Origin of the sequence: Streptomyces azureus, assembly GCF_001270025.1 — a bacterium.
GTDB classification, from domain to species: Bacteria; Actinomycetota; Actinomycetes; order Streptomycetales; family Streptomycetaceae; genus Streptomyces; species Streptomyces azureus.
In genome coordinates this window covers 36,934-48,653 of sequence record NZ_DF968236.1, presented here as the reverse complement: position 1 = coordinate 48,653, position 11,720 = coordinate 36,934, and the positions used below count along the sequence as shown (strand labels likewise).

11 protein-coding genes are annotated in these 11,720 nt (G+C 67.1%); 1 reads left to right on the top strand and 10 read right to left on the bottom strand.

What is annotated here, in order from left to right; genetic code table 11:
- Positions 1 to 17 precede the first annotated feature (17 nt).
- From AOQ53_RS10910 to AOQ53_RS10885, 6 genes are all read right to left on the bottom strand, one after another.
- The gene (locus AOQ53_RS10910) at positions 18 to 365 is read right to left on the bottom strand and encodes a DUF4387 domain-containing protein (protein WP_059416803.1); all 348 of its coding nucleotides are present in this window, start codon (positions 363 to 365) and stop codon (positions 18 to 20) included.
- A complete protein-coding gene (locus tag AOQ53_RS10905; RefSeq protein WP_236711651.1) occupies positions 358 to 1,746 on the bottom strand; it encodes an acyclic terpene utilization AtuA family protein in 1,389 nt (462 codons plus the stop codon). Before AOQ53_RS10905 ends, AOQ53_RS10910 begins: the two co-directional genes overlap by 8 nt.
- Positions 1,747 to 1,796: 50 nt before the next feature.
- Positions 1,797 to 2,783, bottom strand: a complete 987-nt coding sequence (locus AOQ53_RS10900) for a phosphoglycerate dehydrogenase (RefSeq protein WP_059416802.1) — start codon at positions 2,781 to 2,783, stop codon at positions 1,797 to 1,799.
- Positions 2,784 to 2,844: 61 nt separating this feature from the next.
- Positions 2,845 to 4,110, bottom strand: coding sequence for an MFS transporter (locus AOQ53_RS10895; RefSeq protein ID WP_201785068.1), 1,266 nt, complete (start codon positions 4,108 to 4,110; stop codon positions 2,845 to 2,847).
- Positions 4,111 to 4,219: 109 nt separating this feature from the next.
- Positions 4,220 to 5,365, bottom strand: a complete 1,146-nt coding sequence (locus AOQ53_RS10890) for a tartrate dehydrogenase (RefSeq protein WP_059416800.1) — start codon at positions 5,363 to 5,365, stop codon at positions 4,220 to 4,222.
- Between the two features lie 291 nt (positions 5,366 to 5,656).
- Positions 5,657 to 6,565, bottom strand: a complete 909-nt coding sequence (locus AOQ53_RS10885; RefSeq protein WP_059416807.1) for a LysR family transcriptional regulator — start codon at positions 6,563 to 6,565, stop codon at positions 5,657 to 5,659.
- A gap of 74 nt (positions 6,566 to 6,639) precedes the next feature.
- Between AOQ53_RS10885 and AOQ53_RS10880 the strand changes: the two genes are divergently transcribed.
- Positions 6,640 to 7,359 carry a GntR family transcriptional regulator gene (locus AOQ53_RS10880; RefSeq protein ID WP_059416799.1) on the top strand — a complete coding sequence of 240 codons (720 nt, stop codon included), beginning with the start codon at positions 6,640 to 6,642 and terminating at the stop codon, positions 7,357 to 7,359.
- Positions 7,360 to 7,428: 69 nt separating this feature from the next.
- On the opposite strand, the gene AOQ53_RS10875 is transcribed toward AOQ53_RS10880, so the two are convergent.
- The 4 genes from AOQ53_RS10875 to AOQ53_RS10865 form a co-directional block, all read right to left on the bottom strand.
- Positions 7,429 to 8,859 (bottom strand): sensor histidine kinase, encoded by a 1,431-nt coding sequence (locus AOQ53_RS10875; RefSeq protein ID WP_059416798.1) that lies wholly within the window; start codon positions 8,857 to 8,859, stop codon positions 7,429 to 7,431.
- Complete coding sequence (locus AOQ53_RS48375) at positions 8,856 to 9,134, bottom strand: winged helix-turn-helix domain-containing protein (RefSeq protein WP_456293488.1); 279 nt, start codon at positions 9,132 to 9,134, stop codon at positions 8,856 to 8,858. The genes AOQ53_RS10875 and AOQ53_RS48375 overlap by 4 nt, the downstream gene beginning before the upstream one ends.
- Positions 9,135 to 9,165: 31 nt before the next feature.
- Positions 9,166 to 9,576 (bottom strand): response regulator transcription factor, encoded by a 411-nt coding sequence (locus AOQ53_RS48370; RefSeq protein ID WP_456293487.1) that lies wholly within the window; start codon positions 9,574 to 9,576, stop codon positions 9,166 to 9,168.
- Between the two features lie 105 nt (positions 9,577 to 9,681).
- Positions 9,682 to 11,712 (bottom strand): MMPL family transporter, encoded by a 2,031-nt coding sequence (locus AOQ53_RS10865; RefSeq protein WP_236711650.1) that lies wholly within the window; start codon positions 11,710 to 11,712, stop codon positions 9,682 to 9,684.
- Between the last annotated feature and the right edge of the window lie 8 nt (positions 11,713 to 11,720).

The window sequence follows — 11,720 nt, the reverse complement described above, 5'->3', positions numbered from 1 at the left end:
CCCGGCTCCTCGCGCGCTCACTGCTCCCGGGTGCCGTCGGCAGCGGGTACGGGCAACATCGCCAGGGGCACATGGTGTTGGCCGGAGTGGATGTCTCGGTCGCGGAGCGAAGCCTGACTGACAGGACGAGGGAAAGAGATCTTGACGACGTTCAGCGACGGGATGCGGAACATCTGGATCTCGGTCTCGTCGACTCCGTAGAGCTCGGCGACCGTGCGCTCGTTGAGGAACGACTCGTCAGCCGCGATGCCGTAACCGTCCGAATCACGCATGAACAGTTCCATGGTGACCCAGAAGGGCCCGGCGTTCTTCGACCGGACCTCGAATGCCAGATCTCCGAGAGTGGTGGGGCCGGGCTCAGCCATGGTGTGAGGTCTCCTCGATCTCGATGCGGAACATGTCGGTGGGGGTGATGCTGTCGACGACATGGTTGAGCACGAACTCATACGCGGGCCCGCGCTCGACCTCGGCCGGGGAGGTCGCGAAGGCGAGACTCGGCAGGTAGTTCATGTCGGGTGTCGGCAGATGCAGCATCAACGGGTTGGCGATCTTCGCTACGGCTGTGGCGGTTTCCTGGTCCGGCGCGTTGACGAGAAGCATGACTCCCACCTCACGAGGCGCGTCATGGCCCGGGTCGAGGTCCTTCAGTACCGCGTTGTAGCCGTAGAGACGTACGTCGAAGCTGTACTTGTCCTCGCTGAGGCCGAGCGTCTGCTCCACCCGCTGTGTGAGCATCACGCGCAGAAGGTGAGCCCAGTCCTCGATGTTCGCAAGGATGTGCGGATCGCGGACGGCACTGAACGACAGCGTCTCGTAGCCGGTGATCCGGGCGCCCTCCAGCTTGATGGTGTGCTGGTCGGCGACGTGGAACCGCGAGCCCTCGACACGCACCGTGCGATCGTCGAGAGCCGTGTACGTGGCCTCACGGACGTCCAGGGTTCCGTCGGGTTCACGCATCTGGAAAGGGTTCGCCGTCTCGTACAGCATGTGCGCGGCAACCAGGGTCGGCGTACACGAGACGGCGGGGTCGAGCGGCTCCATGGTGAAGCCGTCGGCGTCGATGGTGGCCAGCACGCCACCGGCTCGTGGGTTGCTGGTGCACTGTCCGCCGCATTCGACGATCTTGGCGGCATGCCACGTCGGTCCGGCCGGCATCCCCTTCATGAGGGGACAGGCGGCCGCGACGGCGGTGTCGGTGGCGCGGCCTGCGAGCACCACGTGGGCGCCGGCTTCGAGCGCGGCGACGATCGGCTCATGTCCCATCATGCCCACGATGTGGGTGCAGTTCTCGATCGTCTCGGGCTTCAGGTCGCCCAGCGGAGGCAGAGCATGGATATGCCCGGATGCCAGACGCTCCTTGAGCGTGTCGGCATCCTGCTCGCTGTAGATCCGGGCAACCCGCAGACTCAGCCCTTCGTCCGAAAGGATCTCGGCGACGATGCCCGCGACCCAGTCGACACCGTGGTCGGTGCCACTGGTGCCGCACGAGCCCACGATCAGCGGGATACCGGCACGTGCCGCGGCCTTCAGCAGCACACGCAGGTCGCGGGCGACTGCCGCGCGCGTGGTCTTGGGCTGGGACGAACCGAGGTAGTAGGGACCGGAGTCGGTGCTCCCTCCGTCCACGGAGATCACGTCGGCGCCGAGTTCCAGACCGCGCTCGATCGTGGATTCGGGAAAGCCGGCTCCGAGCATGCCGGTCGGTGCCAGGACCTTGACGGAGTCAGCCGGTTGGTTTCGCATCATTCCTCTTCCTGAATCCTTCTGATCGGCGTTCGGCACTTGCCGCGTAGGTGTCATTCGGCTCCCTTGGCGGCGGATGTCTGTGGCAGCAGGTGAGCGTCCACCGGGAACCGGGGGCGCCCCGCGAGTGCGGCCACCACCTCTGCCGCGCCATCGAGGCCGGCGGCCGCCCGGGCCTCGGCGGTCTGCCCCGCCAGGTGGGAGAAGACAACGATCCCGTCCACATTCCGCAGCGGACTGTCGGCCGCGAGCGGCTCGTCGCTCACCACGTCGAGTGCCGCCGCGGCGATCTGTCCGGTGCGCACGGCATCGGCGAGTGCCTGCTCGTCGACGATGGCTCCGCGCGCGGTGTTGATCAGGATCGCTGTCGGTTTCATCTGACGGAAAGCGGGGGCGCCGAGAAGACCTCGCGTCCGTTCCGTCAGCGCGGTGTGCACCGACAGGTAGTCGGCGGTTGCCAGCAATTCGGGAAGCTCAACGAACCGCACCGCCCAATCGCTTCGCTCCTTCTCCGGCACACCGGTCGTGCTGAGCACCCGCATGCCGAAAGCCTGCGCAAGCGGCACAACGGCGCGCGCGGCGGCCCCGTATCCGAGCAGCCCGAGAGTCCTGCCGCGCAGTTCATGACCGTCTTCCCTCGGCCAGCCGCCGGCCTCGACGCCCGCCGCGCTCTGCACCAGACGCCGGGCCGCAGCCAGCATCAGACCGATGGTGTACTCAGCCACAGCGTTGGCGTTGATCCCCGGCAGATTGCTCACCGTGATCCCCAGCTCGGCCGCGGCAACGACGTCGATCGAGTCGTATCCCACGCCGGTGCGCACGATGGCTCGCAGCCTGGGCGCTCGGGACAGGACCTCGGCGGTCAAGGGCTCGTTCGCGACGAGCGCCGCGTCGATCCCGTCGAGGGCGGCTACGAGTTGCTCCGGGTCGCGTCGACCGACCAGGGGCGAGTGGACCGTCGTGTGACCGTGTGTCCGAAGGTACTGGTCGACCTCGTCGCCGGGCCGTAGGTAGTCCGTGGTGATCAGGATGCGAGGCACACGTTCCCCATCTCTGGCTGCGCCCGTCGCCTGGATGGCATGGGGTGCAGGACTCGGTTCGTTACGTTGCGACGGTCAGGGCGGTTCGACGCTGCAGGGCGCTGATCCTGACGACGACGATGATCGCCAGCGCGGCGACGACGGCGATGTCGAGGAGCATCAAGGGCCAGCCGGTGACGTCGACCATCGCGCCGACCAGTGCCGGGCCCACGAAGCCACCGCCGGCCCAGCCGACGGTGTACATGCCGGCGTAGGTCCCGAAGACTCGGGCGGAGGGGGCGAGGTTCCACAGGACCACTACCGCATTGACCAGGAAACACGTCGCGCCGGCTGCCGCGACGCACAAGGCCACGGTGGCGCCCGCGGGTGTAGGGACGATCGTCCCCAGCACCATGGCCGCGGCGAAGACCGACATACCGATGGCCATGACCCGGAGGCGTCCATAGCGTTCGGCAAGTACCGCCGCCGGATAGGCCGCCACGATGAAAGCGATACCACTGGGCAGTGTCAGACCACCGGCGGCTCCCCGTGACATGTCGAGAGCCTCGGTTCCGTACGGCGTCATCAACGACCGGGACGCGGCCCACGCGCTGCCGAACAGGAAGATCGCGACGAGCAGCAGGAGCCGACTGCGGTCGGTGTCCCCGAGGATCTCGAAAAAGGTGTCCCGGACGCGTGGCTCCTTGCGCTCGGCGTGCTGGACCTCAAGGCCTTCCGCCACCGCGGCCTGGTAGGCCGGGGACTGGCTGTCGCGCACGGTGGCCGCGAGCACCGCGACGGAGAGCAGCATGATGACCGCAGGGATCGCAAACGCGATGCTCAGATGGTTGTCGACCAGAAAAATACTGATGGCCGCCGCAACGACGGCTGTCAGACTTGAGGCGATCTTGACTGCGGCGTTGGCCCGGCTGCGTCGCTCGGGCGCGATGAAGTCCGGAACGAGCGCTTCGGCGATCGGCTTGAAGGTGTTCGCCACGAGTGCGTACATGAACATGGTCACGATCAGGAGGGGCAGTGACGCTGAGGTGTGCGGGATGATCACGAACAGTGCGGCGGCGATCGGCATCCCGACCACGAGATAGGGCATGCGCCGCCCCCAGGAGGTCCTCGTGCGGTCCGACCGGTTGCCGATCCACGGCTGGATGAAAATGCCCAGCAGGTTGTCCATGCCCATCAGCAGACCCACGACGCCTGCGCTGCTGATGTGCTCTCGCAGGAGCGGTGGCACCTGGGACTCATAGAAGTTCCAGGTCGACTCCTGTGCGAAGACCGCGAGAGCGACCAGGAACGTGATGCGCCGCGTCCGTGAGCGCTGCCCTGCCGACATCGTCGTCATGGGAGAGGTCGTCCCTTCGCGCCACCGCCATACCGGAGGCTGCTGGATCAGATTCTTGACAAGGTCCGCTGGAGGCCGATCGGATCGGAGACAGGCCTGATCACGATGCCGAGGTGCCCTCCCCGGCAGGGTCGGCGGGCGCCGCTCCCCCGTTGTCGTCTGCGGGCAGGTCCGCCACGATCTGGTCCGCGATGGCCTTTCCGAGCTCCGCCGTGGTGCCCGTGCCTTTGAGGTCGGGGGTGAGGACGCCGGGCTGTGCGTCGAGAACGCTCTCGATCGCCTCCACGATGCGCGCGGCCGCCTCGTGTTCACCGAGGTGCGCGAGCATCATCGCGCCGCTCCAGATCTGGCCTACGGGGTTGGCGACGCCGAGGCCGGCGATGTCGGGGGCTGACCCGTGGACCGGCTCGAACAGGCTGGGGTACGTACGGTCGGGGTTGATGTTGGCGCTGGGGGCGATGCCGATCGTGCCGGTGCAGGCAGGACCGAGGTCCGAGAGGATGTCGCCGAAGAGGTTGCTGGCCACGACCACGTCGTACTGGTCCGGTTGCAGGACGAACTTGGCGGTGAGGATGTCGATGTGATCCTTGTCCGCGGTCACCCCGGGATACCGGGCCGCCATCTCAGCGGCGCGCTCGTCCCAGTAGGGCATGGAGATCGAGATCCCGTTGCTCTTCGTCGCCCAGGTCAGGCGCTTGGCGGGGCGGGCGGAAGCGAGATCGAACGCGTAGCGCAGCACACGGTCGACGCCCGTCCGTGTCATCACGGTTTCCTGCATCACGGTCTCACGGTCGGTGCCCTCGAAGATCCGGCCGCCGATGCTGGAGTACTCACCCTCGGTGTTCTCGCGGACGACGTAGAAGTCGATGTCACCGGGCTGGTAGTCGCGCAGAGGGCTGCGCACGCCGCGCAGCAGCCGGACCGGACGCAGGTTGACGTACTGGTCGAACCCGCGCCGCATCTTCAGGAGACTGCCCCACAGCGACACGTGGTCCGGGACCACCTCCGGCCATCCGACCGCACCGAAGTAGAGCGCGTCATAGGCGCCGAGCAGGTCCCGCCAGTTCTCGGGCAGCATCGTGCCGTGCTCGAGCCAGTAGTCGGCGCTGGCGAAGTCGAACTCGGTGACGTCGAGTTGGAAGCCGTGGACCTCGGAGGCGGCCTGGAGGCACCTCAGGCCCTCAGGGACGACCTCTCGGCCGATCCCATCGCCCGGGATCGCCGCGATGCGATAAGTCTTCGGCACGAATCAACTCCTCAGCCTGCGTGATCGATGCGCTCGTTCGGTGGGGAACGCCCGGTCCGGTGCGTCGCGGCCACCTCGTGGCGTGAGCCCACCTTGGCCAGCGGCGACGGGCGTTACAAGCCCGTAGCCGGCAAGGTGGGCTTTCCCTCCTGGAAAGCCTGTGCCGTTCCGGTCGCCGCGCGGCCGAATCCCGTTCAGCGCGGACGACATGCGGTTCTTCCATGTGGTCGCCGTGATCGCAGCACAAGAGATCGCTGAGGCCTGCTGCGAGCGCTCGGCTGCTCTGTCACATCACCTTGATCGCCCCAGACGCGCAGGCAGGCGGGCCGCGAAATGATCGATCAGCTCCGTCACACGGCGGGGAACGTGTCCGTCGTCCTCGAGCAGGGCATGGATGTCAGCCGCGGGCGTCGGCACGCCAGGGAGTACGCGAACGAGCTCACCTCTCTCGATATGGGCGCGGACATGCCATTCGGAACGCATGATCACGCCACGGCCCTCAAGAGCCCAACTGGTCACCACGTCCCCGTCGTTGCTCGACAAGGACCCGCGCACCCGCACATGTCGCGGGTCACTGACATCACCGAACCGCCAGAGCGCGAAGTCACTCTCGTTCTCGCGGAGCACGATGCAGTCATGCTGTGCGAGATCCTCTACTCGGGTGGGGGTTCCGCGCCGGGCCAGATAGGACGGAGCCGCGCACGGCACGCGACGGTTCTCCGCCAGCCGGCGCATGCGCATCGAGGAGTCGGGCGGGCTGCCGACGTGAACGGCCACGTCGAACTCGCGCCGATGAGGTCTCAGGGGCAGCGCCGACGTGTCGAGTCGCACCTGAAGCTTGGGGTGCAGGGCTGCGAACTCCGCCAACAGCGGAGCCACGTGCGCGCGGCCCAGACCGAGGGTCGCCCGGACGACCAGGGAGCCACGCAGCTCCCCCGAGCGGTCGGTCACAAGCTCTTCGAGTTCCCGGAGCTGATCGAGGATCGAGCCGAGTCTGCTCGCATACAGGGCGCCCTCCGAGGTCAGGACCAGGCGGCGGGTGCCTCGCTGGGCCAGACGGACGTCGAGGCGCTCCTCGAGTGCCCTCAGCCGCTTGCTGATGACGGAAACCGAACACCCGAGTTGATGCGCTGCCGCCGTGAGTGTCTCGCTTGCAGCGACGACCTGGAAGAACCGCAAGTCGTCGATCGACATCTTCATGCGATCCCCCATCCACACTCACCGCGTTCAGCCTGCGGTTGACCTGACACGCTACAGCAAATAGCATCCGGCGCATGGGAGAGTTGCCGCAACTTATGGCGCCCGAGACCTTGGGGGACCAGGCCTACAGAGCGATCCGGGAAGGGATCATCTCAGGCTCGCTCAAGCGCGGGGAGAAGGTGACCGAGCGCGGACTGGCCGAATCGCTGGACATCAGCGCCACTCCTGTCCGGGAAGCACTGCGGCGCCTCGAACAGGATCGACTCGTTGAAAGGGTCGGTCCCCGGTCCGTGCGGATCGCCAAGTTCGACGAGAGCGAACTGCGCGAGTTCACCATGATCGAGGACTCACTGCGCGCACTGTCCGCGCGGCTCGCCGCGCAGAAGTCGACCGCGGCACAGCGGCGGCAGATGTGCGAACTGCTCGACAGGGCAGACGAATTGCTCATGGAGACCGACGGAGTCGGTGCGGGCAGCCAACGCGAACGCGAGCTGGTCGTCGAGATTCTGGACTGCATGCGTCAATTTCATGCGGTGATCGACCGGGCAAGCGGTAATCCCACGTTGATTCAGATGCTGCACATGGTCGACGCTTTCGGCGCGGACGAACGGCGCGACGGTGTCCTGCACGAGGTCAACAGCGACCGGCGCAGCGCTGTGCGGGACCGTTACCGCCAGCACCGCGCCATTTACGATGCCATCGCAGCGGGAGACGGCGAACGCGCGGAGCAGTTGATGCGCGCGCACAGCCGAACCTCCAACACGTCGCGCCTCGCTGCGCGCTTCTCCGGCTGAGGACGGGAGCTTGGGTCTGCAACACCGGCGATGCAGGATCCCCCGTCACCACTGACGAGCTTGTAGCCGTCAGCTCCTACGCTGCCGGTGAGGTAGCCGGATGGTGACGGTGGTCCCGACTCCTACCTCCGACTCCACGTTCACCTGGCCATGGTGGGCGTGAACGATGGCTTCCACGATGGCCAGGCCGAGACCCGAACCGCCGTAGGCGCGGCTGCGGCTGGCCTCGGCACGCCAGAATCGCTCGAAGACACGCGGCAGATCCTGAGGGGAGATGCCCGGGCCGTCGTCGATGACGGACAGCTGCACGTCATCACGGTTGTGTCTGATCTCGACCAGTACGGCGGTCTGGGCGGGAGTGTGTTGGACGGCGTTGCCCACGAGATTGCGCAGGACCTGTTGCAGGCGGTTGGCATCGCCGATGAGGGGAGCAGGCGGTGCGGATGCCATGCTGATGCTGCGTAAGGGATACATGATCTGTGCGTCCTCGATGACCCCGGCGGCCAGGGCGGCGAGATCGACGTCGCTCTGCTCGACGGGGCGGCCTGCATCAAGCCGAGCGAGCAGAGCGAGGTCTTCGACGAGCAGGCGCATCCGTCCGACTTCGTTCTCGATGTGCTCCAGGGCTGTTTCCAAGCCCGGTCCTGAGACACCGCCTTGGCGGTGCAGGTCGAGCCAGCCGGAGATCGTGGAGAGCGGGGTGCGCAGTTCGTGGGAGGTGTCGGCGGCCAGGGAGCGCACCGTCGCCTCTGCTCGGGCCTGTGCGTCGAAGGCTCGGTTGACGGCTTCGGCGAGTCGGTCGACTTCGCTGCCGTTCCGATTGGTCGGCAGGCGTTCCGTGAGGTGGCCCTCGGCAATGGCGTCGGCACTACGGGCCATTCGGGCCAAGGGCCTCATGCCAAGGCGCAGAACGATGACGGCGAGTCCCAGGAGGACCAGCAGAGCGGCACCGACCAGGGCGAGTTGGCGCTTGATGAGAGAGCCGATGGTGCTGTCGTCCACGGAGGTGTCGATGGTGAGGACGAGGGCGGCCGGCTTGACGACTTCGTCGGCGCCCGCGCGGTCGACGATGAGTCCGGGACTGGGAATGCGGATCGCGGCGAGGCCGTGCTGTCCTTCGTCCCCTTCGTAGGTGACGATGCTGCCGACCGGTGCCGTCGCGCAGAGCTCGACGATTTCGCCGGCTGCCCGGGTCGCGGATCCGGTGCTTTCCAGGACCTTGTCGTCCGGATCGACGGCGATGACGCCGAGGGGGGATCCGAGAAGGGCGGCGAGTTGGTCCGCGTCGGCGGTCTGGGGTCCTCGTTCGATCACTTCGGTGAGGCGATCGGCACTGTGCTGGAGGGTCCTCTCGTAGCGCTTGTCGATGAACTCCTCCAGAAGGAAGGCACTGATGGCCGCGCTGGCTGTAAGGCCGCACACGAGGAGGACGGCGAGGCCGGCCAGCAGACGCAGACGGACGCTGGAGCGGGACCAGGTGAGGCGACTGCGGAGGTTCACTTGTGGGCCTGTTCCCGGAGGGTGTAGCCGACGCCGCGGACGGTGTGCAGCAGCGGAGCATGGCCCTGGTCGATCTTGCGGCGGAGGTTGGAGATGAAGCGTTCGACGACGACGGTGTCTCCACCGAAGTCGTACTGCCAGACCGCTTCGAGGATCTGGGCGCGGGAGAGAACGTGGCCCTGGTGACTCAGGAGGTAGTTCAGGAGGCGGTATTCGGTGGGTGAGAGTTCGACGGTCCGACCTGCACGGCGGACCTCGTGACGGCTATCGTCCATGGTCAGGTCCGCGCAGGACAGCGGTGTGTCCTCAGGGGCGGGGGGATTCGCTGCGTGCGCGGCGCAGGAGAGCCTGAAGGCGAGCGCCGACTTCGACGACGCTGAAAGGCTTGGTGACGTAGTCGTCACCGCCCAGGCGCAACCCGCGTACACGGTCCTCGACCGCGTCACGGGCCGTGAGGAAGAGGACCGGTACGTCCACGGAACGGGCCCTGAGCAGCTGGAGGATCTCGAATCCGTCGGCGCTGGGGAGCATGACGTCGAGAACGACGACGTCGGGGGGCCGGCGGTCGATCTGCTCAAGGGCTTCCGTCAGGTCGCCTGCCACGTCGACCTCGAAACCGGCGAAGCCGAGGGCTGAGATCAGCAGGCGCCGGATACCGGGATCGTCATCGACCACGAGCACGCGGTCGGTGGTGCCTGGCGTGTCGACGGCGTTCATACGTGCTCCTTGTGTCGGCGGAGTGGGTTGTCCGACGTCTGCCACTGCTTCTGCCTCACGGCGGAAGAGATGTACATCCCGGTATCGGCCTGCTGTCTCATGGCGTCACATGGTCACTGGGGTGGAGGGTTGGAGGGGAACCTGAGGCACCGTGCCGGGGGCCTGGAAGTCCCCGCCTTCGACGTCGAAGTGCGGCAGGACACGGTCCAGTCGGCGGGGCAGCCACCAGGACCGGTCGCCGAGGAGAGCCATGACCGCGGGTACGAGGGTCATGCGGACCAGGAAGGCATCCACCAGTACTCCGAAGGCCAGGGCGAACGCGATCGGCATGATGTCGGCGTCGTGGGAGAAGAGGAAGCTGATGAACACCGAGATCATGATGAGGGCCGCCGCGGTGACCACGCGGGCGGCGTTGCGGGCTCCGTTGACGATGGCGAGGCGTGCGTTGCGGTGGTGGACGTAGTCCTCCCGCATGGCGGACACGAGGAACACCTCATAGTCCATGACAAGTCCGAACAGGACGGCCATGACGATGATGGGCATGAAGCCGGCCACGGGGCCCTCGCTGTTCACCCCCAGCGGGCCGGCCAGCCAGCCCCACTGGAAGACCGCGACGGTGGCTCCGAACGCGGCACCGACGGAGAGCAGGAATCCGATGGTGGCCTTGACGGGGATGGCGACGGACCGGAAGGCGATCATGAGAAGGAGCAGCGAGAAGCCGACGACGACGATCGCGAAGGGGGCCAGGGCGCCGCTGAGCTTGTCGGCGACGTCGATGCTGACCGCGGTCATGCCGGTGACGGCGATGTAGCTGCCGCTCGACTGGGCGAGAGGCCGCATCTCGGTACGCAAGAGTGAGACGAGGTTGCTGGTCTCCTCGGTCCGCGGCCCTGTGTCGGGGACGACCTGGATGCGGGCAGCTGTCTTGTCCTCGGCCACGTCGACGCCACTGACATCCGCGATGCCGTTGATGTCACCCAGCGCGTCCTCGACGGCGGTAGCCGTGGAGTTGGTGACGGCGGGGTCGTCGTCTTCGACGAGGATGACGAGAGGCCCGTTCGCTCCGGGGCCGAAAGCATCACTGATCGCGTCGTAGGCCTGACGGCTCGACGAGGTGGTGGGGCTGTTGCCTTCGTCTGTGACCGCGACCTTCAGCTGCATCGCCGGGAGGGCGAGAGCGATGATGCTGACGGATCCGATGATCAGGGTACGCACCGGCCTACGCAGCACACTCTCGGTCCAGCGCACGCCCAGCGGGGTCCGGCCGGCCCGTGCCGCCCTGCGGCTCGGGCGAGTCCCGGGCTTGGGGATGAGCCTGCGGCCGAGCATTCCCAGAAGTGGGGGAAGCAGGCCCAGGGCCAGGGCGACGGCGGCGGCGACGGCTCCTGCGGAGGCAAGGCCCATGGAGGTGAGCATGGGGACGCCGGCGACCGAGAGGCCGGCGAGGGCGATGATCACAGTGGCGCCGGCGAAGACGACGGCACTGCCTGCGGTTGCGTTGGCCTTCGCGACGGACTCCGCTACGGGTATGCCGGAGGCGAGCTGGGCGCGGTGCCGCGAGACGATGAACAGGGAGTAGTCGATGCCGACGGCGAGACCCAGCATGATGGCCAGGGTGGGTGCGTTGTCGCTCACGCCGAACACCGTCGCCAGGCCCATCATCGCGGCCATGGTGCCGACAACGCCGAGGATGGCGGTGAGCAGCGGCAGTCCCGCGGCGGCCAGTGATCCGAAGGTGATGACGAGGATGACCAGCGCCACTCCCATCCCGATCAGCTCGGTAGGCCCGACGGGCGGATGTGACTCTTCGTAGGCGTCACCTCCGTAGATGGTCTTCAGACCCGCCTGCTCGGCCTGGCTGCCCGCGGCCTTCACCGCGTCGAGCGTGCCGGCGGGTACGTCCTCATCCGCCTTGGTGGTGAAGCTGACCTCCGCGACCGCGGTGCGTCCGTCCTGGGAGACGGTGCCGTCCTCGGCCGGATTGCCGACTTCGGTCACGCCGCTTACGTCGCTCGTCGCCGCGAGGGTGGATGCCAGCGCCTTCCGCAGATCCGGATCGGTCACCTTGTGCCCGGAGGGGGCCCGGAAGACGATCTGGGCGGACTGCACGTCCGGGGAGGGGAAGTGACGGTCCATTTTGGTCA

What these genes read in the sequence shown, in the direction of transcription:
- AOQ53_RS10910 (WP_059416803.1), bottom strand. Translation starts at nt 365, where the DNA reads ATGGCTGAGCCCGGCCCCACCACTCTCGGAGATCTGGCATTCGAGGTC.
- AOQ53_RS10905 (WP_236711651.1), bottom strand. Translation starts at nt 1,746, where the DNA reads ATGATGCGAAACCAACCGGCTGACTCCGTCAAGGTCCTGGCACCGACC.
- AOQ53_RS10895 (WP_201785068.1), bottom strand. Translation starts at nt 4,110, where the DNA reads ATGTCGGCAGGGCAGCGCTCACGGACGCGGCGCATCACGTTCCTGGTC.
- AOQ53_RS10885 (WP_059416807.1), bottom strand. Translation starts at nt 6,565, where the DNA reads ATGAAGATGTCGATCGACGACTTGCGGTTCTTCCAGGTCGTCGCTGCA.
- AOQ53_RS10880 (WP_059416799.1), top strand. Translation starts at nt 6,640, where the DNA reads ATGGGAGAGTTGCCGCAACTTATGGCGCCCGAGACCTTGGGGGACCAG.
- AOQ53_RS48375 (WP_456293488.1), bottom strand. Translation starts at nt 9,134, where the DNA reads ATGGACGATAGCCGTCACGAGGTCCGCCGTGCAGGTCGGACCGTCGAA.
- AOQ53_RS48370 (WP_456293487.1), bottom strand. Translation starts at nt 9,576, where the DNA reads ATGAACGCCGTCGACACGCCAGGCACCACCGACCGCGTGCTCGTGGTC.
- AOQ53_RS10865 (WP_236711650.1), bottom strand. Translation starts at nt 11,712, where the DNA reads ATGGACCGTCACTTCCCCTCCCCGGACGTGCAGTCCGCCCAGATCGTC.